General features: G+C 55.2%; 25 protein-coding genes. All 25 read right to left on the reverse strand.

Features of this window, described 5'->3' with window-relative positions:
- Positions 1–15: 15 nt before the first annotated feature.
- Positions 16–558: an ATP-dependent protease subunit HslV gene (hslV, locus tag ACVBDQ_RS00920; RefSeq protein WP_011230713.1), complete on the reverse strand. Its 543-nt coding sequence runs from the start codon at positions 556–558 to the stop codon at positions 16–18.
- A 23-nt stretch (positions 559–581) separates the two neighbouring features.
- Positions 582–1,484, reverse strand: a complete 903-nt coding sequence (xerC, locus tag ACVBDQ_RS00925; RefSeq protein WP_021321701.1) for a tyrosine recombinase XerC — start codon at positions 1,482–1,484, stop codon at positions 582–584.
- Positions 1,485–1,579: 95 nt separating this feature from the next.
- On the reverse strand, positions 1,580–3,655 hold the full coding sequence (gene topA / locus ACVBDQ_RS00930; protein WP_011230711.1) for a type I DNA topoisomerase: 2,076 nt from the start codon (positions 3,653–3,655) through the stop codon (positions 1,580–1,582).
- A gap of 78 nt (positions 3,656–3,733) precedes the next feature.
- Positions 3,734–4,615 (reverse strand): DNA-processing protein DprA, encoded by an 882-nt coding sequence (gene dprA, locus ACVBDQ_RS00935; RefSeq protein ID WP_014195444.1) that lies wholly within the window; start codon positions 4,613–4,615, stop codon positions 3,734–3,736.
- A gap of 321 nt (positions 4,616–4,936) precedes the next feature.
- On the reverse strand, positions 4,937–5,839 hold the full coding sequence (gene sucD / locus ACVBDQ_RS00940; RefSeq protein ID WP_011230709.1) for a succinate--CoA ligase subunit alpha: 903 nt from the start codon (positions 5,837–5,839) through the stop codon (positions 4,937–4,939).
- A gap of 17 nt (positions 5,840–5,856) precedes the next feature.
- Positions 5,857–7,017, reverse strand: coding sequence for an ADP-forming succinate--CoA ligase subunit beta (gene sucC / locus ACVBDQ_RS00945; RefSeq protein ID WP_011230708.1), 1,161 nt, complete (start codon positions 7,015–7,017; stop codon positions 5,857–5,859).
- Positions 7,018–7,132: 115 nt separating this feature from the next.
- Positions 7,133–7,420, reverse strand: a complete 288-nt coding sequence (locus tag ACVBDQ_RS00950) for an EscU/YscU/HrcU family type III secretion system export apparatus switch protein (protein ID WP_020278183.1) — start codon at positions 7,418–7,420, stop codon at positions 7,133–7,135.
- Entirely contained in the window at positions 7,417–8,964 is a 1,548-nt protein-coding gene (locus tag ACVBDQ_RS00955) for a flagellar hook-length control protein FliK (protein WP_446663004.1), read from the reverse strand. The genes ACVBDQ_RS00950 and ACVBDQ_RS00955 overlap by 4 nt, the downstream gene beginning before the upstream one ends.
- Before the next feature lie 18 nt (positions 8,965–8,982).
- Complete coding sequence (locus ACVBDQ_RS00960) at positions 8,983–9,765, reverse strand: ribonuclease HII (protein ID WP_011230705.1); 783 nt, start codon at positions 9,763–9,765, stop codon at positions 8,983–8,985.
- A gap of 85 nt (positions 9,766–9,850) precedes the next feature.
- On the reverse strand, positions 9,851–10,717 hold the full coding sequence (ylqF, locus tag ACVBDQ_RS00965; protein WP_021321697.1) for a ribosome biogenesis GTPase YlqF: 867 nt from the start codon (positions 10,715–10,717) through the stop codon (positions 9,851–9,853).
- A gap of 12 nt (positions 10,718–10,729) precedes the next feature.
- Positions 10,730–11,284 (reverse strand): signal peptidase I, encoded by a 555-nt coding sequence (gene lepB / locus ACVBDQ_RS00970; RefSeq protein ID WP_011230703.1) that lies wholly within the window; start codon positions 11,282–11,284, stop codon positions 10,730–10,732.
- A 119-nt stretch (positions 11,285–11,403) separates the two neighbouring features.
- Positions 11,404–11,760 (reverse strand): 50S ribosomal protein L19, encoded by a 357-nt coding sequence (rplS, locus tag ACVBDQ_RS00975; RefSeq protein WP_013145772.1) that lies wholly within the window; start codon positions 11,758–11,760, stop codon positions 11,404–11,406.
- 135 nt (positions 11,761–11,895) lie between these two features.
- Positions 11,896–12,630 carry a tRNA (guanosine(37)-N1)-methyltransferase TrmD gene (trmD, locus tag ACVBDQ_RS00980; RefSeq protein WP_011230701.1) on the reverse strand — a complete coding sequence of 245 codons (735 nt, stop codon included), beginning with the start codon at positions 12,628–12,630 and terminating at the stop codon, positions 11,896–11,898.
- Complete coding sequence (gene rimM / locus ACVBDQ_RS00985) at positions 12,630–13,148, reverse strand: ribosome maturation factor RimM (protein ID WP_015374399.1); 519 nt, start codon at positions 13,146–13,148, stop codon at positions 12,630–12,632. The genes trmD and rimM overlap by 1 nt, the downstream gene beginning before the upstream one ends.
- A gap of 15 nt (positions 13,149–13,163) precedes the next feature.
- The gene (locus tag ACVBDQ_RS00990) at positions 13,164–13,550 is read right to left on the reverse strand and encodes a YlqD family protein (RefSeq protein WP_011230699.1); all 387 of its coding nucleotides are present in this window, start codon (positions 13,548–13,550) and stop codon (positions 13,164–13,166) included.
- Positions 13,551–13,638: 88 nt separating this feature from the next.
- Positions 13,639–13,875, reverse strand: a complete 237-nt coding sequence (locus ACVBDQ_RS00995; protein ID WP_011230698.1) for a KH domain-containing protein — start codon at positions 13,873–13,875, stop codon at positions 13,639–13,641.
- An 11-nt stretch (positions 13,876–13,886) separates the two neighbouring features.
- Complete coding sequence (gene rpsP / locus ACVBDQ_RS01000) at positions 13,887–14,159, reverse strand: 30S ribosomal protein S16 (RefSeq protein WP_011230697.1); 273 nt, start codon at positions 14,157–14,159, stop codon at positions 13,887–13,889.
- A gap of 94 nt (positions 14,160–14,253) precedes the next feature.
- On the reverse strand, positions 14,254–15,594 hold the full coding sequence (gene ffh / locus ACVBDQ_RS01005) for a signal recognition particle protein (RefSeq protein ID WP_011230696.1): 1,341 nt from the start codon (positions 15,592–15,594) through the stop codon (positions 14,254–14,256).
- Positions 15,595–15,611: 17 nt separating this feature from the next.
- On the reverse strand, positions 15,612–15,944 hold the full coding sequence (locus tag ACVBDQ_RS01010; protein WP_011230695.1) for a putative DNA-binding protein: 333 nt from the start codon (positions 15,942–15,944) through the stop codon (positions 15,612–15,614).
- 172 nt (positions 15,945–16,116) lie between these two features.
- Positions 16,117–17,103: a signal recognition particle-docking protein FtsY gene (ftsY, locus tag ACVBDQ_RS01015; RefSeq protein WP_013523383.1), complete on the reverse strand. Its 987-nt coding sequence runs from the start codon at positions 17,101–17,103 to the stop codon at positions 16,117–16,119.
- A gap of 19 nt (positions 17,104–17,122) precedes the next feature.
- A complete protein-coding gene (gene smc / locus ACVBDQ_RS01020) occupies positions 17,123–20,686 on the reverse strand; it encodes a chromosome segregation protein SMC (RefSeq protein ID WP_021321696.1) in 3,564 nt (1,187 codons plus the stop codon).
- Between the two features lie 228 nt (positions 20,687–20,914).
- Complete coding sequence (gene rnc, locus ACVBDQ_RS01025) at positions 20,915–21,655, reverse strand: ribonuclease III (protein WP_011230692.1); 741 nt, start codon at positions 21,653–21,655, stop codon at positions 20,915–20,917.
- 179 nt (positions 21,656–21,834) lie between these two features.
- Entirely contained in the window at positions 21,835–22,068 is a 234-nt protein-coding gene (locus ACVBDQ_RS01030; protein ID WP_011230691.1) for an acyl carrier protein, read from the reverse strand.
- Positions 22,069–22,129: 61 nt separating this feature from the next.
- Positions 22,130–22,873 carry a 3-oxoacyl-[acyl-carrier-protein] reductase gene (gene fabG / locus ACVBDQ_RS01035; protein ID WP_011230690.1) on the reverse strand — a complete coding sequence of 248 codons (744 nt, stop codon included), beginning with the start codon at positions 22,871–22,873 and terminating at the stop codon, positions 22,130–22,132.
- A gap of 4 nt (positions 22,874–22,877) precedes the next feature.
- Positions 22,878–23,819, reverse strand: a complete 942-nt coding sequence (gene fabD, locus ACVBDQ_RS01040) for an ACP S-malonyltransferase (RefSeq protein ID WP_011230689.1) — start codon at positions 23,817–23,819, stop codon at positions 22,878–22,880.
- Between the last annotated feature and the right edge of the window lie 13 nt (positions 23,820–23,832).

Below are 23,832 nucleotides of genomic sequence, written 5' to 3' on the forward strand. Positions count from 1 at the left end.
TCGGCCTCCTCCTTTTTACAGCTCTTCGACAATAATATGGCCGTTCGTATAAACGCAAATGTCAGCAGCGATCTCGAGCGCCGCCTTGGCAATCTCTTTCGCGGTCATCGAGCCGCCGGCGTACTTCTTCAACGCACGCCCAGCAGCCAACGCATACTGACCGCCCGAGCCGATGGCAAGCATGCCATCATCCGGCTCAATCACTTCGCCCGTGCCGGAGACAAGCAACAAATGCTGTTTGTCCATAACAATGAGCATCGCCTCGAGGCGGCGCAACACTTTATCGCTCCGCCACTCTTTCGCCAGCTCAACCGCCGCGCGCGGCAAGTTGCCATTCCATTGTTCGAGCTTGCCTTCAAACATTTCAAACAGCGTAAACGCGTCAGCGACGGAGCCGGCAAAACCGGCGAGCACGTTTCCTTGGAACAGCCGCCGCACTTTTTTCGCTGTATGCTTCATGACGACCGCATTGCCGAACGTCACTTGGCCGTCTCCAGCCATGGCGGATGCGCCGTTATGGCGGATGGCAAAAATTGTCGTCGCATGAAAGGCTCCCATCATTTCCCCTCCTTGCCTGCGGGTTACGCCCGCGGATGCGCCTGCAAATAAATATGCCGCAGCCGGTCTTTCGTTACATGTGTATACACTTGCGTCGATGACAAATGCGCATGACCGAGCAGTTCCTGCACCGAACGGAGATCGGCCCCTTCGTTGAGCAAATGAGTCGCAAACGTATGCCGAAGCACGTGCGGGCTGATGTTTTGCGTCAGCGCAGCGGCTTCGACAATCCGATCCAAAATATGGCGCACTCCCCGAGGCGTGAGCGGATTGCCTCGGGCGTTGACAAATAAATAGCGGTGGTCCGCCGGCAGCTTTCTTGTCAGTTCGCGTCGGCCCCTATGGATATACCGTTCAAGCGCTTCGCGGGCCGGACGGCCGAACGGAACGTAGCGCTGCTTGTTTCCTTTGCCGTGAATGAGCACGGTTTCCGCAACAAAATCGACATCAGACAGCTGTATGTGACAACATTCACTAACCCGAGCGCCAGTCGCGTACAACAACTCAAGCAGCGCCGCATTGCGCTGGCCTAGGGCCGTATTTTCATCATTGACAAGAAACAATGCTTCTAATTCTTTTGGGTATAAAAAATTAGGAATTTTTTGCTCTTTTTTCGGCAGTGTCGCGAGCGCAAACGGGTTTTCGGCCGCCCGCCCTTCGCGCAACAAAAACTTGTAAAAGCTGCGCAGACTCGAAATTTTGCGGGCGACCGAACGGCTGGCCAACTGTTGCTCGTATAGTTTCGTCAAATATAAACGAACGTCGCTGTAGGACACTTCATTGAGCGCGCCGATTCCTTCCTCATCCATAAACCGGAAAAACTGCTCAATGTCACGCCGGTAACACACAATAGTATATTGTGAATAATTTTTCTCGATTTGTAAATATTCCATGAATAATTGTAACGCAAGTTTCGAATTCTCCATCGCCTCACCCCGCAACGGCTACTACATCGTACCATATTCATCCGCATGAATGCAACTGTTTTTTTATAAAATTCTGAATTGTATCCGATGCCTATTCAAGCTTCTAGCCGCTCTTCATAGTCGCACGCCGTGCATTGCACTTGCACACCTTTTTTCAGCACTTTCTCCACAAGCAGCCCCGCGCATTTCGGACACGGGCGGGCGAGCGGTTTATCCCACGAGACGAAGTCGCAATCCGGGAAACGGTCGCAGCCGTAAAACACCCGCTTTCTTTTCGTGCTGCGCTCGACGATGTTGCCCTCGCGGCATTTCGGGCACTTGACGCCGATTTCTTTGACAATCGGCTTCGTATGGCGGCATTCCGGAAAATTCGAGCAGGCGATAAACTTGCCGAAACGGCCCATTTTGTACACCATCGGACTGCCGCACACCTCGCAGTCAATGCCGGCCGGCTCATCCTTAATCTCAACTGCGCGCATTTCTTTTTCCGCCACTTTCAACCGTTTTTCAAATTCGCGGTAAAACTCGTCGACGACTTTGATCCATTCCACTTTCCCTTCTTCAATTTCGTCCAATTCTTTTTCCATTTTCGCCGTAAACTCGACATCGATAATTTCCGGGAAAAATTCGAGCATCAGCTCTACAACGATTTCGCCGAGCTCGGTCGGGACAAACCGCTTGTTCTCAAGGACGACATAGTTGCGTTTTTGGATCGTATCAAGCGTCGGGGCATACGTCGACGGGCGGCCGATGCCGAGTTCCTCCAACGTTTTGACGAGGCGGGCTTCCGTGTAGCGCGGCGGCGGCTGAGTAAAGTGCTGCTTCGATTCGATCGTTTCGCTCTCAACCGTTTCCTCTTCTTCCAAATCCGGGAGGATACGGTCCTGCTCTTCCGTTTGATCGTCCGTTCCTTCAATATACACTTTCATAAACCCTGGAAATTTCACCTTCGAGCCGCTGGCGCGGAACACGACACCGTTGTTTTCCAACTCGACGCTCATGGTGTCAAGCACGGCGGCCGCCATTTGACTGGCGATGAACCGTTCCCAAATGAGTTTATACAACCGAAACTGGTCGCGCGTCAAATACGGTTTCACTTTGTCCGGATCGCGAAATGCCGATGTCGGGCGAATCGCTTCGTGGGCGTCTTGGGCGTTCGTGCTTTTCTTCTCTTTCCGCTTTTCCTGGTTGACATACATAGCGCCGAACGTCGCCTCGATATATGCCGCCGCCTCTTGCTGCGCCGTCTCGGCGACGCGCGTTGAATCGGTGCGCATATACGTGATCAAACCGACCGTCCCTTCGCTGCCAAGATCGATTCCTTCGTACAGCTGCTGGGCGATCATCATCGTCTTTTTCGTCCGGAAATTCAGTTTGCGCGCCGCTTCCTGCTGAAGCGACGACGTCGTAAACGGCGGCACGGGGCTGCGCTTGCGCTCTCGTTTTGTCACCGTTTTCACCGCAAATGCCGTTCCGTTTAAGCGGTCCAGCACGGCTTTCACATCCGCCTCCGTCTTTAAATCGCGCTTTTGTCCGTCAATACTGTAAAACGAGGCGGCAAACGTCTCTCCTTCTTTTTGAAACGTCGCTTGAATCGTCCAATATTCTTCCGGCTGAAACTCGCGAATTTCTCGTTCCCGATCGATGATGAGGCGCAGCGCCACCGATTGGACGCGGCCGGCGCTTAATCCTTTTTTCACCTTTTTCCATAAGAGCGGGCTGATGTTATAGCCGACGAGGCGGTCGAGCACGCGCCGCGCCTGCTGGGCGTCAACAAGATTCATATTGATCGCGCGCGGCTGCTGAAACGATTGCTGAATAGCATCCTTCGTGATCTCATGAAAGACAACGCGGCAATCAGAGTGAATGTCCAGATCGAGCATGTGGGCCAAATGCCAGGCGATCGCCTCTCCTTCGCGATCGGGGTCGGCGGCAAGAAACACTTTTTTCGCTTTTTTCGCCGCCGTTTTCAACTCTTTGATCACCTGGCCTTTGCCGCGGATCGTAATGTATTTCGGCTCGTAGCCGTGGTCTATATCAACGCCCATTTGGCTTTTTGGCAAATCGCGGACGTGGCCCATCGACGCTTTGACTGTATATTTTTTTCCCAAGTATCGTTCGATCGTCTTCGCTTTCGTTGGCGATTCGACGATAACTAAGTAGTCTGACATCCATCTTCCACCCCTAGGAGGTAAATTGAAATCTTCATTATTATTAATGATTATTGCCGCATTTGTCAAACATGTGCATTACACGTACGGGAATTCATCCAAAATGTCCGCCGCTTCTTGCACTAGTTTTGCCCCGTGCTGAATGAGCGTATTCGGCCCGGCGGATTCCGCCAAACCGATCGGGCCGGGGACGGCGAACACTTCCCGCCCTTGCTCAAGCGCATACGCGGCGGTAATGAGCGAACCGCTTTTTCGCTTCGCCTGCACGACAAGCGTGCCGAGCGACAGCCCGCTGATGATGCGATTGCGCGCGGGAAACTGCCATGCCTGTGGGCGCGTTGCCGGCGGATGCTCAGCGATGACCAACTGTTCGTTCATCAGCCGGGTGGCGAACGGTCGATGTTCTTTCGGATAAATGTGGTCCAGCCCACCGGCGATGACGGCGATCGTCGACCCGCCATGCTGGACGGCGAGTTGGTGGGCGCACACGTCAATCCCAAACGCGAGCCCGCTGACGATCGTAAAGCCGGCGGCAACAAGCGGCGGCACCAATTTGTTCAACGCTTCGATTCCTTCCTTCGTCGGCCGCCTCGTGCCAACGATGCTGATCAGTTTCCGCTCCTGAAGCAAAGCGGAGTCCCCCTTTGCATACAGCACCCACGGCGGGGCGTATATATATTTAAGCAGCGGTGGGTAGTCGGAATCAAATACAGTGATCACACGAATGCACCGGCCCTTATATGTTTTTATCACACGTTGCACATCGATGGAATGCAAATCATGAAAAAAAGCGGTCCATTGAGCGTCGGAAAGCGGAACGAGCGGGCGGAGATCATGAGGAGGCAGAGAAAATGGAGCGGTGAGCGTCGGATCAGCCTTAAGCAAGGAATGAATCGTCTTCCATCCCGCCCCGCGGCAATGATGGAGATGGATAAGTCGGTCGCGGACCGTATCGTACATACTGCTCCCCTTTCTTTTTTCACCTTCAACATGGATCTATAGGTGCAACGAAAACGTTTAACATATCCTTGACGGAAAAGCCGCCTGTCTATTTTTTCGACTGTCGGAGGCAAGCCGCAGGCTTCCTCGTCACGCCTTGGCGTGACGGAAGATCGAACAGCCACCCGCTTCACAGACCCATACATGGGTCTTTAAGCAGCGTTGTTCGGTCGCCCGACAGTCGATCCAATTGCTCTGTAAAAGCGGCAAATGGTAAAGCTTCAAATTGCATCTATAGCATGATATGCAACACCCCGCACGAGGACGTGCGGGGCCAAACCATTAGTGCGTTTTGCATTTTTCGTACAAGCCGCGTTCTTTCAGCACAGAAATGAGCGTTTCGCCGATGACGGCCGGCGTTTCCGCCACTTTAATGCCGCATTCGGTCATTTTTTTGATTTTCTCTGCGGCCGTGCCTTTGCCGCCGGAAATGATCGCGCCGGCATGGCCCATCCGTTTGCCCGGAGGCGCCGTTTGCCCGCCGATAAAGCCGACGACCGGTTTCGTCATGTTCGCTTTCACCCATTCGGCCGCTTCTTCTTCCGCCGTGCCGCCGATTTCGCCGATCATAATGACCGCGTACGTTTCTTCGTCTTCATTAAACGCCTTCAACACATCGATGAAGTTTGTGCCGTTGACCGGGTCGCCGCCGATGCCGACCGCCGTCGACTGGCCGATGCCGGCTTGCGTCAGTTGGTGAACGGCTTCGTACGTCAGCGTGCCGGAACGGGAAACAATGCCGACATGTCCTTTTTTATGGATATAGCCCGGCATAATGCCGATTTTGCACTCTTCCGGCGTAATGACGCCCGGGCAGTTCGGGCCGATGAGGCGCGTCTTTTTGCCCTCCATGTACCGTTTCACTTTCACCATATCAAGCACCGGAATGCCTTCGGTGATGCAAACGACAAGGTCGAGTCCCGCGTCGACCGCTTCCATGATGGCATCCGCAGCGAAGGCCGGCGGAACGTAAATGACCGAGGCGTTCGCTCCCGTTCTTTCGACCGCTTCCGAAACAGTGTCAAACACCGGCACGCCTTCGACTTCCGTGCCGCCTTTGCCCGGCGTGACGCCGCCGACGATGTTCGTCCCGTACTCGATCATCTGCTTTGTATGGAACAGCCCTTGCGAACCGGTAATCCCTTGCACGATCACTTTCGTGTCTTTATTGACAAAAACGCTCACGTGTCTCCCTCGCTTTCTTAACGTACTAGCTCGACGATTTTTTGTGCTCCGTCCGCCATCGATTCGGCCGCAATAATGTTTAAGCCTGACTCTTGCAAAATCTTTTTCCCAAGCTCAACGTTCGTTCCTTCAAGCCGGACGACAAGCGGAAGCGTCAAACCGACTTGCTTCGTCGCCGCGACGATGCCGCTCGCGATGACATCGCATTTCATAATGCCGCCGAAAATGTTGACGAAAATGCCTTTGACGTTCGGGTCGGACAAAATGATTTTGAACGCTTCCCTTACTTTTTCCTCGCTGGCGCCGCCGCCGACATCGAGGAAGTTGGCCGGCTCGCCTCCGTAATATTTGATGATGTCCATTGTCGCCATCGCCAAGCCGGCGCCGTTGACCATGCAGCCGATGTTGCCGTCAAGAGCGATGTAGTTCAAGTCGTATTTCGACGCTTCGACTTCTTTCGGGTCTTCTTCATCCAAGTCGCGGTATTCAAGGATGTCCGGATGGCGGTATAAGGCGTTTGAATCGAAATTCAGCTTCGCATCAAGCGCCATCACTTTGCCGTCGCCGGTGACGACAAGCGGGTTGATTTCGGCGATCGAGCAGTCTTTATCGACAAACACTTGGTACAAGCCCATCATAAATTTGACCGCTTGGTTGACGAGATGCTTCGGAATGTTGATGTTGAAAGCCAATCGGCGCGCTTGGAACGCTTGGAGCCCGACGGCTGGATCGATGTATTCTTTAAAAATTTTCTCCGGCGTTTTCGCCGCCACTTCTTCGATTTCCGTTCCGCCTTCTTCCGACCCCATTAACACGACGCGCGAGGTGGCGCGGTCGACGACAAGGCCGATGTAGTATTCTTTTTGGATGTCGCACCCTTCTTCAATCAACAGCCGTTTCACTTCTTTTCCTTCCGGGCCGGTTTGATGGGTGACGAGCACTTTGCCGAGCAATTCGCTGGCGTATGTACGGACTTCCTCGAGGCTTTTTGCCACTTTCACCCCGCCCGCTTTGCCGCGCCCGCCGGCATGAATTTGCGCTTTGACGACACACACCGGCGCGCCGAGCTCTTTCGCCGCTTCGACCGCTTCATCCACCGTGAACGCGACGCGGCCGTTCGGCACGCTCACACCATAGCTTCGCAAAATTTCTTTTGCTTGGTATTCATGAATGTTCATGCGCCAACCTCCTATGTATAAAATCAAAAAAGTCTTAGCGCTTTCATTTTATACCTAACATTTCGCGCTTGTCCACCGTTTCGCCGCAAAATTAAGAAAGCGGGGAATAGGAAAATTATCCCTTCCCCGCTCTTTCTCCTTTCGCTTCCTGATCAAGCTGATACAAAAACACGAACAATTCAGCCACTAAGGCGTACAGCTCCTCCGGGATCATTTCGTTGATCTCCACTTTCCCCAGCAGCTCAACAAGCGTCGGATCTTGGCGAATCGGCACGCCGTGCTGCCGGGCGGCGGCGATGATCGCTTCGGCGACCTTGCCAACCCCTTTCGCCTTGACGATCGGAGCTGCGTCAAGTGCCGCATCGTAAGACAAGGCGACTGCTTTTTTCCGCTCCTCGTTCATGCTTGGCAATCCACCTCGCTGCAACTGTCGGCAAACAGAAAAACGGAAGGCGGAGGAGGGGCGGAACGCGTTGCCTTTACATCAATGCCTGAAAGCGCATAGCCGTGCGCCTGAAACCGCTCTTTGACAAGCGGAGCCATCCGAGCGGCAGCAACCGCCAACCGCGGATCATCGTGAAAAATGGAGATGTGGACGATCCGTCGTTGCACGCGCATATCAACGATCACCTCTCCCAGCTCTTCAAGCGTCAGGCAACAAACAATGCGGTTGTAATCGGCATCAAGCGGCCCGCCTTGTTTCCTCCTTCCTTGCCAGCACACAGCAAAATCGCTGCTGCGGCCGCCAAGCGGCAATGGAAACGAAATCCATACGTGCTCAATGAGCCCATCGCCGCCAGCAGCGATGGCCATGCCATCGAGCTGGTCGAGAATCGCTTCGGCCGCCCTCTTGGCCCCTTCGCTCCCCGATTCATGAAGAAAGCGAAGAAGCAGCCGTTTCAACGACGGGGCGGAAGGCAAATCCTCGATTTTCCCAACACGGACGAGCGCCGCCTCGTCCTCAAGCCCAAGCCGCACGGCCGCTCGCCTCAGCCAGCAAAACAGCGACAGCGCCGGATCTCTCGTCGCTCGAGCGGCCGCCCACAACTTCGCTTCCGCGGCGGGCAGCGCTCCGCTTTGATAGGCAGCATCAAGAGCTGCCCACCGTTCCAAAAACGCCTCCTCGTCCGTCAAGCCGAGCTGCCGAATGATATCGGCAAACCGGCGGCATTGCACCGCCTCCCGAAGCGCCAAGCGGCGGTCCTCCGGCAACGGGGCGAGCCCAAGGCGGGCAAGAAGCGCGCGGGCCGTTTCGGCCTCTTCCTCCCCTGACAGCAACAAACGCACGGCCGCCTCGTAAGCGGACAGCGGCGGTGAAAGAAACTTCTCCATCGCCCGGCTGAGCTCAAGCGCCGCCGGATGGGCGGAAAGGGCGGCAATGGCCGCTTTCAGTTTCCCCAACCCCTCAGCGAGCGGCACCCCGGTTTTGGCTGCCCATAGCGCGCGAAACACGGCTGAAGAGAACGGCAGCCGGCGGCGAAACAAATGGGCGAGCACGTCTTCGGCCGCGTCCGGCTGGCCGGTCTCTTTCACCGCTTCAGTCAGTGCGGCAATTTCCTCTTTCGTTGCAGCCGCGCCAGCTTTCAGCGCTTGGCGGAGCACCGGCAGCGCCGCATCCGGCAGTTTCCACGCTTTTTGCCACCGGCGCACCGCCTCTTCACCTGACGGAGCAGACGCCGGTTCGGAAAGGGGAATGGCTTTCCAATAAATTGTTCCTTGTCGTTCGTGAATTTCAAACAAATACAAACGTCCGACGGCAAGCGGCGCCTCCAAACGGGCGCGCACAAGCTGTCCGCCAGCGCGGACGAGCGCCGCCCGCTCCCCGGTTTCCATCTCCTCGACCCGCTCCACTCGGCCGACGACGGCCTGCCCCGGCTGAAACCGCCGGCTGGATGTCGCGTCGCGGACAGCGGTCGTTGGCATTGTCCGCTCCATGCGCTCGACCATTTCGTCCCATCCCTTCTTCTAGAGCTGCTCGCTCGCCTTCAGCACCTCCCTCACCGGTGCGAACGAACGACGGTGCTCAGGCGTAACGCCGTAGCGGCGGATCGCCTCGAAATGTTCCGGCGTTCCGTAGCCCATATGGCGCGCGAACCCGTATTGTGGATAGCGGCGATCCAGTTCTTTCATCCACCGGTCGCGCGTCACTTTGGCGATGACCGACGCAGCGGCGATTGAAGCGCTGTTGGCGTCTCCTTTTATGAGGCGCTGTTGCGGCAGTGGGCACGGCACCGCCATCGCATCAACAAGCAAATGTTCAGGCGGCGGGGAAAGGGCGTTCACCGCTTTCGCCATCGCTTGCCTTGTCGCTTCGTAAATATTCCTTTCATCGATCTCCGCCGCGCTGACGATGCCGATGCCGATGGCGACGGCGCACGCTTCAATTTGCGCAAACAATGCCTCGCGCTTTTCCGGCGTCAGCCGCTTCGAGTCGTCAAGCCCCGGCAAATAGGCGTCTTTCGGCAAGATGACCGCGGCGGCGACGACCGGGCCGGCCAGCGGGCCGCGCCCGGCCTCATCAATGCCGGCGATCCGTCTAACGCCAGCGGCGTATAGTTCCCTCTCATAACGCATTAGTTCTTCCCACCGCTGCTCGATGGCGTGCCGGCGCGCTTTCTGCCTTTCAAAACGGGCAAGAAGCGCCTGCACGCTTTTTCGCTCATCCTGCCGCAGCATCTCCCAGCGCGGGTCGTCCGCGCCAAGCTTCGGAAGCAGCGCTTCAATGTCTTTCACCGTATACCGCTTCATGCTCCTCTCCCTCTTCTACTTATTACTATCGGCTCTGTTTGGCCGACCGTAAAGCACCGCCGGCAAAAAACGCCCGCCGGACGCGCTACGTCCGTGAAGCGGGCGTTTCAAAGCTTAAGCGGCCTAATTTTTCCGTGCGGATGTCATACAAAACGATGTCAGCCACTTTATCGTAGTCAACAGCGCCGCCTGACGTCAAGCAGCCGCGCCGCCTTCCGATGGTGTCAAACAAGGCGACGATGTCATCAGGAATGTCATCAAGGCCGTAGCGCTCCGCAAGCCGGTTGGGATAGTGAGTCGACAAAAAGCGGAGCGCATAGACGGCGACATCCTGCAAGTTTAAAATTTCGTCCTTAATGGCGCCGGTCACCGCCAACTTGTAGCCCACGTCCTCATCCTCAAATTTCGGCCATAGGATGCCTGGGGTATCAAGCAGCTCCATTTCTTTGCCGACTTTGATCCATTGCTGCGCTTTTGTCACCCCCGGCTTGTCGCCGGTTTTCGCGATATGGCGGCCGGCGAGCCGGTTGATCAGCGTCGACTTGCCGACGTTCGGGATGCCGACGATGAGCGCCCGAACCGGGCGCGGGTTTTTAATCCCTTTCGCCCGCATTTTCTCGAATTTGTCTTTCACCATCTCTTTCGCTGCCGCCGCGATTTGCCGGACTCCTGTTCCGCTTTGAGCATCGATGGGCAAAGCCAGCCGCCCTTGATCGTGGAAATAGCGGATCCACTGTTCGGTCACCGCCTCATCGGCCATATCAGCCTTATTGAGCAAAATGAGGCGCGGCTTTTGTCCGAGAATCTCGTCGATCATCGGGTTGCGCGAGGACATCGGCACACGGGCGTCAAGCAGCTCAAACGCTACGTCGATCAACTTTAATTTTTCTTGCACTTCCCGCTTGGCCTTCGCCATATGGCCGGGGAACCATTGAATCACTGTCATTGGCATCACCTGCCTCGTTTATTTCACAATCCGGGCGTCAGCCAACGGCCAATACACAAGATTCGCCTTGCCAACGACTTTGGACATCGGAATGAAGCCGATATGGCGGCTGTCTTTGCTGAAACGGCGATTGTCGCCCATGACAAACAAATGCCCCGGCGGCACCGTGCTTCGCCCGGTCAGTTCCTCCAAAGTGAACGATTCCGTCAGTGGACCGCCGTCGGACAACTGCTTTTTATACTCGTCCAAATACGGCTCTTCATACGGCTTGCCATTGATATAGAGCGTATCATTTTTGTATTCAATTCGGTCGCCCGGCAGGCCGATGACTCGCTTAATATAGTCTCTCCCTTCTTCGGCGTGAAAAACAATGATATCGAAACGGTGCGGCATGCCGATTTTATACGCCAGTTTATTGACGATCATCCGCTCATGGTTATGTAATGTCGGCATCATCGAATAACCGTCGACGATGATCGGAGCGAAAATAAAGTAGCGGATGCCCCCGGCGAGCAAGACGGCAACGACGATCGCTTTCATCCATTCACGCCATTCGCTTTTTTTCTGTTCCATTGTCCACCCACCTAAATCAAAGTTTGCAGTCGTGGATCACTACCGTAATCATCATTGGCGGTAGTGAAAAAAGGAGCTTGAAAGCAAGCTCCTTTTCCGCTGTGATCCACCGTTGTCCATTATTGCGCTGCGTTCGTATTTTCCTTGATGCGCGCCGCTTTGCCGCGAAGTTCGCGCAAGTAGTACAATTTCGCGCGGCGGACTTTCCCGCGGCGGATGACTTCCAGCTTGGCGATTTTCGGCGTATGCACCGGGAATGTGCGCTCAACGCCGACGCCATAGGACACTTTGCGGACCGTGAACGTTTCGCTGATGCCCGCTCCGCGCCGTTTAATGACGACACCTTCAAACACTTGGATGCGTTCGCGGTTGCCTTCGACGACTTTCACATGAACGCGCACCGTGTCGCCCGGGCGGAAATCCGGCAAATCCGTCCGCAGTTGTTCTTTCGTAATCTCTTGGATTAAATGATGCATCATGATCCACTCCTTCCACAGATGTTCATGCCAATGATCTCTTCATTGCAGCGGAACATCGTTTTCCATCCTCAAGCCAATCGCTTAAGGTCACACAAAAGACATGATAGCATAAACTGTTGACTCAGGCAATAGCTATTCGCGCTCCTTTTCCCACTCTTTCAGCCATTGCTTTTGCTTGTCTGTAAGCGGATATTCATCGAGCAAGTCCGGACGGCGCAAAAACGTGCGCCGGAGCGATTCCTTCTCGCGCCACTCGGCGATGAGCTGATGGTTGCCAGAAAGCAGAATATCCGGCACTTTCATGCCACGGAAATCGGCCGGTCTTGTGTATTGCGGATACTCAAGCAGCCCGGAGCTGAACGAGTCATCGACCGGCGACGCCTCATTGCCGAGCACCCCGGGGAGAAGACGGACGACGCTGTCGACAATGACCATGGCGCCGAGTTCCCCGCCTGTTAAAATATAGTCGCCGATCGAAATTTCATCGGTTGCTAAATATTGGCGGATGCGTTCGTCATACCCTTCGTAATGGCCGCAAATGAGCACCAAATGCGTTTCTTTCGCCAGCTCTTCCGCCTTTTTTTGCGTGTAGCGCTCGCCTTGCGGGCAAAGCAAAATGATGCGGGCGCCAGGCGATCCAGCCGTCACGTGTTCCACCGCGTCAAAAATCGGCTGCGGCTTGAGCACCATGCCGGCGCCGCCGCCATACGGATAATCGTCGACCGTTTTATGCTTGTTGTCGGCAAACTCGCGAAAATCAATAAGGCGGATGTCGACGGCCCCTTTTTCTTGCGCCTTCTTTAAAATCGACTCGCTCAACACCCCGGAAAACATGCCGGGAAACAACGTTAAAATATCGATCCGCATCACTCGAGCAGCCCTTCCATCGGCCGGATGATGATCGTTTTCCGATCCGGATCGACGTGCAAAACGACCTCGTCAATGTACGGAATGAGCGCTTCCGATCCGTCTTCGCGCCGGACGACCCAGACGTCGTTCGCCCCTGGAGTCAAAATTTCCTTTACCGCGCCAATGGTCTCCCCGCCTTCTGTCACGACAGTGCAGCCGATGATCTCATGGAAATAATATTCCCCTTCCGCGAGTTCGCCGAGCTGGCTTTCCGGCACCTTCAGCATCGCTCCCTTAAACCGTTCCACATCGTTGATGCTGTCATAGCCTTCAAACGACAACAAGTCAAACGATTTATGGACGCGGTGGCTTTTCACCGTGACTTCAATCGGTTCCGTGTCCCGTTCGCGGAAAATGTACAGCTTGTTTCCTTTTTTATACCGTTCTTCAGGAAAGTCGGTGCGCGAAATGACGCGCACTTCGCCGCGAATGCCGTGCGTATTGACAATTTTTCCGACATTAAACCATCGTTCCATCGCTTTCATCCCTTCTTAGCGAATCTCTTTGACGACGCCGTCTTCAATGATGATGGCGCGCGTTTTTGTCACCTCTTCCCAACGGTCGCCGACGTTCACCTCAACGAGCGCCTCGACTTCCCGCTCTTTCAATTCGCTCCCTAACGGTAGCATATGTAATTGTTCGAGCTGAAACTCAAGCAGTTTCATTTTCTCCATCCGCTCGTCGATCTCTTTGGCAAAATATTGTTTCACTAAAGCGGGCGGATAGTTTCCGCTTTTCTCCATTCGTTTCTGTTCAAAACGAAGCTGGTCGCACTCGCGCTCGAGCTGCTGCTTGCGCGCCAAAAACGCGGCGGCAAGCTCTTGTTTGCTCCGTTCGGTGACGATTTGCCGCACCTCAACCGTTTGAATGAGCTTCATCCTCTTCCCCCTTTTGACACGGAATGAACGGCACCCGGGCCATTTTTGCGCCCTTTGGCATCATATCAAAAAAGGGAGAGGAACATCCTCACCCTTTGTCTTTCACTTGCACAACAACCCGCTTTGGCGATCCGGCCGCGGCGGCGGCAACGACCGTGCGAATCGCCTGGATCGTCCGCCCTTGTTTGCCGATCACTTTGCCAGTGTCGTCTTCATGCACGGACAGCTCATAGATGACGGCCGTCTCTTCTTCGCGGCGTTCAACCGCCACCGCCTCCGGATGATCGACAAGCGCCTTGACGATCGTTTCAATGAGCGGCTTCATGTGCATCTCGCTTATTTGCCGTATTTCAAGTTATGGAACTTCTCTAAAATGCCTTGCTTCGACAGCAAGCTGCGCACCGTATCCGATGGTTTGGCGCCGTTTTGCAGCCATTTGAGCGCCAATTCCTCATCGATTTTCACTTGCGCCGGCTCAGCGACCGGATCGTACGTGCCGATCGTTTCGATAAAACGACCGTCGCGCGGCGAGCGCGAATCAGCTACCACGATGCGATAGAATGGTTTTTTCTTTGTCCCCATGCGTTTTAAACGAATTTTTACTGCCATAGTCAGTACGCACCTCCGTATAGAGTTCACACAAGATAGTATATTAACAATTCTTTTTCCGTTTGTAAAGGTTTTTCGCTTAACAGATCTTCATTTACATAAATGGAAAACGGAATCCTTTCTTTTTCCCTTTTGGCATATTCGTCATCATTTTCATCATTTTTTTCATCTCGTCAAATTGCTTCAAAAGCCGGTTTACTTCCTGCACCGTCGTGCCGCTTCCTTTGGCGATCCGCTTTTTGCGGCTAGCGTTGATGATTTCCGGATGCGTTTTCTCTTCTTTCGTCATCGAGCGGATGATCGCCTCAACGCGGGCGATTTGCTTTTCATCGACTTGGATGTTGGCGAGCCCTTTGATTTTGTTGGCGCCCGGCAGCATTTTAATCAGTTCGTCAAGCGGTCCGAGCTTGCGCACTTGGCCGAGCTGCTCCAAAAAGTCGTCAAGCGTGAAGGTGGCCGTGCGCATTTTTTGTTCGAGCTCCTTCGCCTTCTCTTCGTCGACGGCCGCCTGCGCTTTTTCGATGAGCGTCAGGACATCGCCCATGCCTAAAATGCGCGACGCCATTCGCTCCGGATGGAACGGCTCCAAAGCGTCAAGTTTTTCGCCCATCCCAGCAAACTTGATCGGCGCTCCGGTGACGGCGCGAATCGACAGCGCCGCCCCGCCGCGCGTGTCGCCGTCCAGCTTCGTCAAAATCACCCCGGTGATGCCGAGCTGCTCATGGAAGCTTTGTGCGACATTGACGGCATCTTGCCCGGTCATGGCGTCAACGACGAGGAAAATTTCATCCGGCTTGACCGCTTCTTTCATTTGCTTCAGTTCATCCATGAGCGCTTCATCAATGTGGAGGCGGCCGGCTGTGTCGATGAGCACGTAATCATAATGCTCTTCTTTCGCCCGCTCGAGCGCCTGTTTCGCGATTTCAACCGGATTGGCGTGCTCGCCTAACGAAAAGACAGGCATGTCGAGCTGCTTGCCAAGCGTCTCAAGCTGTTTGATCGCCGCCGGGCGGTAAACGTCGGCAGCCACCAGAAGCGGCTTCCGGTTATGCCGTTTGCGCAGCAAGTTGGCCAGCTTCCCGGTGGTCGTCGTTTTCCCGGCCCCTTGCAACCCGACCATCATCACAACGGTCGGCGGTTTCTTCGCGACAGCGATTTGGCTTTGCTCACCGCCCATTAACGCCGTCAGCTCTTCCTTGACGATTTTGATCACTTGCTGGCCCGGCGTTAAGCTTTTCATCACTTCCTGCCCGACAGCCCGCTCGCTCACCTGTCTGATGAAATCTTTGACGACTTTAAAGTTGACGTCAGCTTCCAAAAGCGCAAGGCGCACTTCGCGCATCATCTCTTTGACATCCGCTTCGGTGACTTTCCCTTTGCCGCGGATGCGGTTCATCACCTGCTGCAAACGTTCAGACAGTCCTTCAAACGCCATGGCGGCCACCCCCTTTTTTAATCAAGTTCGTCAAGCTCGCGGACTAGCGCCGCCAATTCGGCGTCAGCGCCGTAGCGCCGGCTGATGTAGTCTTTCAGCCGCTCGATGATCTGCCGCCGCCGTTCATATTTTCGCAGCAGCCCGAGCTTCTCTTCATACTGCTCCAGCATCGCTTCTGTACGCCGGATGTTATCGTACACCGCCTGGCGGCTCACCTCATATTGTTCGGCAATTTCCCCGAGGGAGTAGTCGTCCAAGTAGTAAAGCGCCATATAGTTGCGCTGTTTCGGCGTCAACAGCGCTTGGTAAAAATCGTATAAATAGTTCATGCGCATCGTTTTTTCCAGCACCGGACTCTCCCTCCCTCATTGTTAAGTAAAATACCTTTACAAAAATGTAGTGTACCGTCTTTTCGGCAAGGTGTCAAGGGATGGAACGGACAAAGGGCTTATCGGTTACACCCCCGTGGACGTAACAACAAAGGGCGCTCCATTGTTTTGGGAGCACCCTCTGTTGGCTTGTTTATGATTCCAGCAAATCAGCAAACAATCCGTAGACGTACTGTTCTGGATCGAACACTTGCAAATCGTCCATCTTCTCGCCGAGGCCGACGAGTTTCACCGGGATGGCCATCTCGTTGCGAATGGCAAGCACGATGCCGCCTTTCGCCGTGCCGTCAAGCTTCGTCAACACGATGCCGGTCACATCGGTCGCTTCTTTAAACAGCTTGGCTTGGCTCATCGCGTTTTGCCCGGTCGTCGCATCCAACACAAGCAGTACTTCATGCGGAGCGCCCGGAATTTCGCGGCTGATGACGCGTTTCACTTTTTCGAGCTCTTTCATTAAATTCACTTTGTTTTGCAGCCGCCCGGCCGTGTCGCATAACAATACGTCAACGCCGCGCGCTTTCGCCGCTTGAATCGCATCATACATGACCGCCGCTGGATCGGAGCCGGCCGCCTGCTTAATGACGTCGACCCCAACGCGCTCGCCCCACGCTTCGAGCTGCTCGATCGCCCCGGCGCGGAACGTGTCGCCAGCTGCCAACAAGACGGATTTCCCTTCCGATTTCAGCTTATGGGCGAGCTTGCCGATCGTTGTCGTTTTACCGACGCCGTTGACACCGACGAACAAAATGACCGTCAGCCCGCCTTCTTGTATATTCAAAGCGGAAAGTTCTTTGTCATCGGCGCCGGCGCGGTAAATGTCAACGAGCTTTTCGGCGATGACGTCGCGCATTTGCGCCGGGTCTTGAATGTTGCGGCGCTTCACTTCCATTTTCAGCTCATCGACAAGTTCCATGACGGTCGTGACGCCCACATCCGCGGCGATCAAAATTTCCTCAAGCTCTTCAAAAAACTCTTCATCCACTTTCCGATAACGGGCGATGAGGTCGTTCACTTTCCCGGCGAGCGAATTTCGCGTTTTTGACAGCCCTTCTTTAAACTTTTCGGTTACGGCATCCGCTTGCTTTGTCCATTTTTCTTTCCATTTTTGAAAAAAACCCATCCAAAGCGCCTCCTTTCCATTATGACCGCACGAGCTCCTTCGAATCTTCCAAACGGACGGAAACAAGCTTTGAGACGCCCGATTCTTGCATCGTGACGCCGTACAGCACGTCCGCTTCTTCCATCGTCCCTTTTCGATGGGTGATGACGATAAACTGCGTGTCGCGGCTGAACCGTTTTAAATATTGGGCATACCGCTGCACGTTCGCTTCATCAAGCGCCGCTTCGACTTCATCAAGGACGCAAAACGGCACCGGACGCACCTTTAAAATCGAAAACAAGAGGGCGATCGCCGTCAGCGCCCGTTCGCCGCCGGAAAGCAAGCTTAAATGTTGCAGCTTTTTCCCCGGAGGCTGAGCAACGATGTCGATCCCAGTCTCAAGCAAGTCGTTCGGATCGGTCAGCCGCAAATCGGCGCGCCCGCCGCCGAACAGCTCGCCAAATACCTCGCCAAAATGGGCGCGGATTTGTTCAAACGTCGCGAAAAATCGTTTTTTCATTTCATCGTCCATTTCATCAATGACTTGGTGGAGCGTCGCCTTCGCCTCTTCCAAATCGGTTTTTTGCTCGCTTAAAAAGCGGTGCCGTTCGGAAACTCGTTCGTATTCATCGATCGCCCCCAAGTTGACGGTGCCGAGCTCCTCCATGGCGCGCTTGATCAGCTTCACCCGCTTGCGCGCCTCATCGGCGCCGATCTCAAGCGGGTACGCGGAGCGAGCCGCTTCAAACGACAGCCCATACTCTTCGCGCAGACGGACAAGCAAATTCTCAAGCTCCACATCAAGCCGGTTCAACTTTACTTCTTCGTCTTTCACGACATCGGCGAGCTGTTTATGCTGCCGCTTCGTCTCTTTCCATTCCTGTTCCAAATGTTCAAGACGGCGTTGGAAATCGAGCCGCTGTTCGCGACGGCTCGCAATCAGCTCCAATGTCTTTTGCTTGTCCTCAAGCTTTTGCTTTCGCAGCTGCTCAATCTCTTCCTCGTTCCATTCCGGCGCCTCCATTTCCGCATCCAAAGCGGCTCGTTCGCGCTCTGCTTCTTTGAGCCCACGGATCGTTTCGGCAAGCTCCGCTTCCCATTCTTCCACTTTCCGGCGTGCATGTTTCACGCGCTCTTTCGTTTCCGCCAAGGCGATTTTTTGCTCCGTGATCGCTGCCTGGAGCGCCTCTTTCGTCGTTTGCTCCGTCTGTTTTTGCGCCTGCAGCCGGCTGATGTCGTCATCGATCGCCTGCAGTTTCTCGGCAAGCTGCTCAAGCTGCCTGTCAATGGCGCCGAGGCGGCGGTTGAGCTCTGCCATTTCGCGCTCGTCGTTCGCCTTTTCTTCATCATACAGTGCGAGCCGCTCGTCGATCCGTTTTTTCTGCCATTCGAGCTCGCGTTGCTCGTCCTTTTGTCTTTGCAGGGCCTCCCGAAGCGCCGCAACCTCTTCTTGCAGCGCGGCCGCCTGCGCTTCCTGCTCCGCCAGCTCGTGTCGTTTTGCGGCAACAGCCCGCTCAAGCCGAGCGATCGTTTCATCCATTTCCTGCAGTTTGACCGAAAGCGTCTCAAGCTCGCGGTTTCGACTTAGCAACGACGCGGTCTTTTTCGCCGCCCCGCCGCCGGTCATCGCCCCGCCAGGGCTGACGACATCACCGTCCAATGTCACGAGGCGATAGCGATAGTGAAGAAGCTTGGCCAGCTCATTCGCGCCTTTTAAATCGGCTGTCACGATGACATGGCCGAGCAAATGGGCGATCGCCGCCCTATAGGCGCGGTCGTATTCGACGAGCTCGCTTGCGATGCCGACAAACGCCGGATGGCGGTCAATCGCCGCCCGCTCCCGTTCGGAAAGCGCGCGCGCTTGGATGACGTCAAGCGGCAAAAACGTCGCGCGCCCGTAGCCGTTCGTTTTCAAATAGTGAATCGCTTGCCGCGCCGCCTGTTCGCTGTCAACGACGATATGCTGCATCGCCCCGCCGAGCGCCGTTTCAATCGCCGTCTCATAGCGGTCCGGCACGCGAATGAGCTCAACAATGGCGCCATGAATGCCGGGCAGAAGGTCGCGCGCCTTTAATACTTCTTTTACTCCTTGGACAAAACCGGAATAATCATGTTGCATCTCTTCCAACCATTGCTGGCGCGCTTTGGTTTGCTGCCGGTATTGGCGCGCCTGATGCAGCAACGCTTCATGCTGCTCGAGCTCCGTTTTTTGCGCTGCGAGCGCCGCGGCGAGAGCGGCTTGTCTGTTATGCGCTTCCGTCAGCGCCTGTTCGAGGCGGGTCTGCTCGGCCCATAAAGCCGCCCGCTTCTGCTCGAGCTGTTCACGTTCGGCGAGATGGCGGCGGTTCGCTTCATCGAGCGCCGTCCGTTTGGCATGCAGCTTGCCAAGCGCCTGCTCCACATGTGCGCGTTCGTTTTTCAACGCCGCCTGTTCATGAACAAGGTCGATGTAATCACCTTTTCGCCGCTCGATTTCTTCTTCAATGTCGGCTTCATGCGCCGAAAACAAAGCCTGTTTTTCTTTCAGCTCCCGCTCGAGCGCTGCGGCGCCCGCCTCAAGCCGGGCGAGTTCCTCCCGCTCGGCATGCAGCTGCTCCGTCAAGCGGCGCCGTTTCGCAGCCAGTGCAGCCGTTATGTCGTCCAGCTGCGCTTTTCGCCTCGCGGCATGCTTTTTTCTCTCTTTCAATACTTCTTTCCGCCCTTCGAGCTTCTCAAGCTCTTCGCTGGCTAAAAGAAGCACTTGCTGCAAACCGTCGATCGATTCGTCAATGGCGGTCATTTGATCGCGGAGCTGTTCGATTTGGGCTTCCATTTTCTGCAACGCCGCCGCCAGCGCCACTTCGTCCCGCTGGTGCCCATCAAGCGCTTCCTTCAACTCATTCCATTGCCCGCGCAGCTGCTCGATGTCGTGAACCATCAGCGCCACTTCAAATCTCTCGAGCTCTTCGCGTTTTTCCAAAAACTCTTTGGCGAGCGACGCCTGCATGCGGAGCGGCTCAAGCTGCTGTTCGAGCTCGTGCAAAATATCGTTGACGCGGTGCAAGTTGTCTTGCGTCTCCGCTAGCTTCGCCTCCGCCTTTTTTTTCCGCAGCTTGTACTTCAACACGCCGGCCGCTTCTTCAAAAATCGTGCGCCGCTCTTCCGGTTTGCTGCTTAAAATCTCTTCGACCCGGCCTTGGCCGATGATGGAAAACGCCTCCTTGCCGAGCCCGGAATCGAGAAACAAATCGACGATGTCTTTCAAACGGCACGGCTGGCGGTTGATGAAAAACTCGCTCTCCCCCGAGCGATAGACGCGCCGGGTCACGCTCACTTCCTGGTACTCAAGCGGCAAAAAGCCGTCTTCATTGTCGAGTGTGATCGTCACTTCAGCCACATTGAGCGGCTTGCGCGATTCGCTGCCGGCGAAGATGACGTCTTCCATTTTCGCCCCGCGCAACGATTTTGCTGATTGCTCACCGAGCACCCAACGGATCGCATCGGTAATGTTGCTTTTGCCGCTCCCGTTCGGACCGACGACCGCCGTCACACCAGGGACAAACTCGATCGATACACGGTCGGCGAACGATTTAAAGCCGATCACATCCAATCGTTTCAGGAACATGGTATGACGCCTCACCATCTTTCCACTGTGATCCACCACAAACACCCCGGAGCCCTTTTTGGAAACCGAGACGTTCGATCTTTTCATCCTACCATATGAGCTATCGAAAAAAACGCCTTTCTTCCCCCGCTCAAGGCGCGCATGTTCATCGAAACACCCATGAGCAGCGTTTGCTCTCCATCCCTTCGCACGTTCACAGAAAAAAGACTGACGTAACAGCGCCAGCCTTCACTGCTGATCGGCAGCCCGCAACGTTTCGAGCGCCATTTGCGCCGCATGTTGTTCGGCTTCCTTTTTCGAGCGGCCGACGCCGATGCCAAGCTCTTGGCCGTTTAACGCTACGCGGGCGACAAACTCCTTGTTGTGGGCCGGACCTTTTTCCTCCAAAATGGCGTATTCAAGCGTTCCGCTGCCGTCCCGCTGCACCAATTCCTGCAGCTGGCTTTTAAAATCCATCACATGAGAAAAAGCACCTTCATCAATTTTCGGAAACATCGTTTTCTCCAAAAAGCGGATGACCGCGTCCATTCCTTGATCCAAATACAAAGCGCCGATGAACGCCTCAAAGACGTCTGCCAAGAGCGCCGGACGCGTCCGCCCGCCGGTCAGCTCCTCGCCTTTGCCGAGCAAGACGAGCTCGCCGAACGACAGGGCGTTGGCAAATTTCACAAGCGACGGCTCGCAGACGATGGCCGCCCTCAGCTTCGTCAATTGCCCCTCGCTCATATGCGGGAACTTTTGAAATAAATATTGAGAAACGGTCAGCTCCAGCACGGCATCGCCTAAAAACTCAAGCCGTTCATTGTCTTCGTGAAGCCGCCGCCGATGCTCATTCACATACGATGAATGGGTGAACGCTTGAATCAACAGCTTTTCGTTTCGAAAGGTGATGCCGATTTTGTTTTGCAGCTCTTGAAACTTCGCCCGCCTCTTTTCATGGATGCGCTCTTTATCTTTTTGTTTTGACATAAAAATGCCCTCCGACTTCGTTCCAGAACAAAATGGCCGTGTCTTCTTCTATTATATCCGTTCTCCGGTCCGCTACGCGAGCGGGAATCGTGCGCTTTTTTCCGCAAGGCCCGCCGAGCATCCCTGAAAAAGCAGAGAAAGCCCCGTTCGAAGCAACGGGACTTTGCAAAAAAGCAGCATTACAGACGACTTTTTATGTAGTTCACAGCGTCTCCGACTGTGACGATTTTTTCCGCCTCTTCATCGGAAATTTCCATGTTGAATTCATCTTCAAGTTCCATGACGAGTTCGACGATGTCGAGCGAGTCAGCGCCCAGGTCGTCCTTAAACGACGCTTCGAGCGTCACTTGCGATTCGTCAACCCCCAGCCGGTCAACGATGATTTTCGTTACACGTTCCAATACATCGGCCATTGCGTTCACCTCCCTTCATGATTATAGTCGATTGGCAGAAAAAATACTAGCGCTGTTTTTCTTACGGCATCACCATGCCGCCGTCAACATGAAGCGTCTGTCCAGTCATGTAGCTCGCGGCGTCGGAAGCGAGGAAAGCGACGACGCGGGCGACATCATCCGGCTCGCCAAAGCGGGCGAGCGGAATTTGCTTTAACATTTCCGCCTTCAGCTCCGGGCTGAGCGCTTCGGTCATATCGGTCGTAATGAATCCTGGTGCGACGGCGTTAACGGTGATGTTGCGGCTGGCGAATTCGCGCGCCGCCGTCTTCGTCAGCCCGATGACGCCGGCCTTGGCGGCGACATAGTTCGCCTGCCCCGGATTGCCGATCACGCCGACGACCGAAGCAATGTTGACGATCCGCCCATAGCGCTGCTTCATCATCGGGCGCGTTGCCGCCTTCGTACAAAGAAATACTCCTTTTAAGTTCGTGTTAATCACGGCATCCCATTCTTCTTCTTTCATCCGCATCAATAAATTGTCGCGTGTAATGCCGGCGTTGTTGACCAAAATATCGAGGCGGCCAAAATGGTCAATCGTCGTTTTCACCATGCGCTCAACATCTTCAGCGCGGGCGACGTCCGCCTGCACGGCGATCGCTTCGCGGCCGAGCGAGCGGATGGCCTCGACAACTTCATTCGCTTTCGCCTCGCTGCCGGCGTAATTGACGGCAACGTTCGCCCCTTGGCGGGCAAGCTCCAGAGCGACCGCCCGGCCAATGCCGCGCGACGCCCCGGTCACAAGAGCAATTTTTCCTTCGAGCATCGCTTTATTCCCCTTTCAGCGCCGCAACGGTCGCTTCGAAGGAAGCAAGATCGTTCACCGCATAAACGCGGGCGTTGCGGTCGATTTTTTTCACAAGGCCGGACAACACTTTTCCCGGACCGATTTCGACAAACGTGTCGACGCCAAGCGAAAGAAGCGTGCGCACCGACTGCTCCCAACGCACCGGCGAATACAGTTGTTCAATGAGAAGGCGGGCGATGTCCTCTTTTTTCGTCACCGGCTCAGCAGTCACATTGGCGACGACCGGAATGACGGCGTCACGAATCACCAAACTGTCAAGAACCGCTTTCAGTTTTTCTGCCGCCGGCTTCATGAGAGCGGAGTGGAACGGACCGCTCACCTCAAGCGGAATGACGCGTTTGGCGCCGCGTTCTTTCAAAAGCTGAGCCGCTTTTTCCACTCCGGCTTTCGAGCCGGAGATGACAATTTGCCCCGGGCAGTTGAAGTTGGCCGGCTCGACCGGATCGCCTTGGGCGGCGATTTCATTTGTCACTGCTTCAAGCGCATCAGCGTCCATCCCAAGCACCGCCGCCATCGTCCCTTCACCGGCCGGCACCGCTTCATCCATCAGCTCACCGCGGCGGCGCACCGCGTAGACGGCATCGGCAAACGACATGGCGCCGGCGGCGACAAGCGCCGTATATTCGCCTAAGCTGTGGCCGGCAACATAGTCCGCTTTCAGCCCAGCGCCGTCGACAAGCTGGAGCAAGGCGATGCTGGCGGTCAAGAGCGCCGGCTGGGCGTTATATGTCAACGTCAGCTCTTCTTGCGGTCCGTTGAACATGAGCTTGGAAAGCGCGAATCCAAGCCGCTCGTCAGCCTCCGCGATGACGGCACGGGCGCGGTCGTCATGCTCGGCAGCGTCTTTCGCCATGCCGACCGTCTGCGATCCTTGGCCAGGAAATAAAAAGGCGATTTTCCCCATTTTTGATTCCTCC

The organism is Geobacillus sp. CCR, from assembly GCF_052906625.1.

Coding starts and splice junctions, on each gene's coding strand:
- topA (WP_011230711.1), bottom strand. CDS start 3,655: ATGTCAGACTACTTAGTTATCGTCGAATCGCCAACGAAAGCGAAGACG.
- ACVBDQ_RS00950 (WP_020278183.1), bottom strand. CDS start 7,420: ATGAACGAGGAGCGGAAAAAAGCAGTCGCCTTGTCTTACGATGCGGCA.
- ACVBDQ_RS00955 (WP_446663004.1), bottom strand. CDS start 8,964: ATGGTCGAGCGCATGGAGCGGACAATGCCAACGACCGCTGTCCGCGAC.
- ACVBDQ_RS00995 (WP_011230698.1), bottom strand. CDS start 13,875: ATGAAGCCGCTCATTGAAACGATCGTCAAGGCGCTTGTCGATCATCCG.
- ACVBDQ_RS01030 (WP_011230691.1), bottom strand. CDS start 22,068: ATGGCCGATGTATTGGAACGTGTAACGAAAATCATCGTTGACCGGCTG.
- smc (WP_021321696.1), bottom strand. CDS start 20,686: ATGTTCCTGAAACGATTGGATGTGATCGGCTTTAAATCGTTCGCCGAC.
- rpsP (WP_011230697.1), bottom strand. CDS start 14,159: ATGGCAGTAAAAATTCGTTTAAAACGCATGGGGACAAAGAAAAAACCA.
- rplS (WP_013145772.1), bottom strand. CDS start 11,760: ATGCATCATTTAATCCAAGAGATTACGAAAGAACAACTGCGGACGGAT.
- lepB (WP_011230703.1), bottom strand. CDS start 11,284: ATGGAACAGAAAAAAAGCGAATGGCGTGAATGGATGAAAGCGATCGTC.
- ylqF (WP_021321697.1), bottom strand. CDS start 10,717: ATGCCAATGACAGTGATTCAATGGTTCCCCGGCCATATGGCGAAGGCC.
- sucC (WP_011230708.1), bottom strand. CDS start 7,017: ATGAACATTCATGAATACCAAGCAAAAGAAATTTTGCGAAGCTATGGT.
- rnc (WP_011230692.1), bottom strand. CDS start 21,655: ATGTCAAAACAAAAAGATAAAGAGCGCATCCATGAAAAGAGGCGGGCG.
- ACVBDQ_RS00990 (WP_011230699.1), bottom strand. CDS start 13,550: ATGAAGCTCATTCAAACGGTTGAGGTGCGGCAAATCGTCACCGAACGG.
- xerC (WP_021321701.1), bottom strand. CDS start 1,484: ATGGAGAATTCGAAACTTGCGTTACAATTATTCATGGAATATTTACAA.
- trmD (WP_011230701.1), bottom strand. CDS start 12,630: ATGCGGATCGATATTTTAACGTTGTTTCCCGGCATGTTTTCCGGGGTG.
- fabG (WP_011230690.1), bottom strand. CDS start 22,873: ATGCTCGAAGGAAAAATTGCTCTTGTGACCGGGGCGTCGCGCGGCATT.
- ffh (WP_011230696.1), bottom strand. CDS start 15,594: ATGGCGTTTGAAGGACTGTCTGAACGTTTGCAGCAGGTGATGAACCGC.
- ACVBDQ_RS00960 (WP_011230705.1), bottom strand. CDS start 9,765: ATGAAGCGGTATACGGTGAAAGACATTGAAGCGCTGCTTCCGAAGCTT.
- ftsY (WP_013523383.1), bottom strand. CDS start 17,103: ATGGGTTTTTTTCAAAAATGGAAAGAAAAATGGACAAAGCAAGCGGAT.
- rimM (WP_015374399.1), bottom strand. CDS start 13,148: ATGGAACGATGGTTTAATGTCGGAAAAATTGTCAATACGCACGGCATT.
- hslV (WP_011230713.1), bottom strand. CDS start 558: ATGGGAGCCTTTCATGCGACGACAATTTTTGCCATCCGCCATAACGGC.
- fabD (WP_011230689.1), bottom strand. CDS start 23,819: ATGGGGAAAATCGCCTTTTTATTTCCTGGCCAAGGATCGCAGACGGTC.
- dprA (WP_014195444.1), bottom strand. CDS start 4,615: ATGTACGATACGGTCCGCGACCGACTTATCCATCTCCATCATTGCCGC.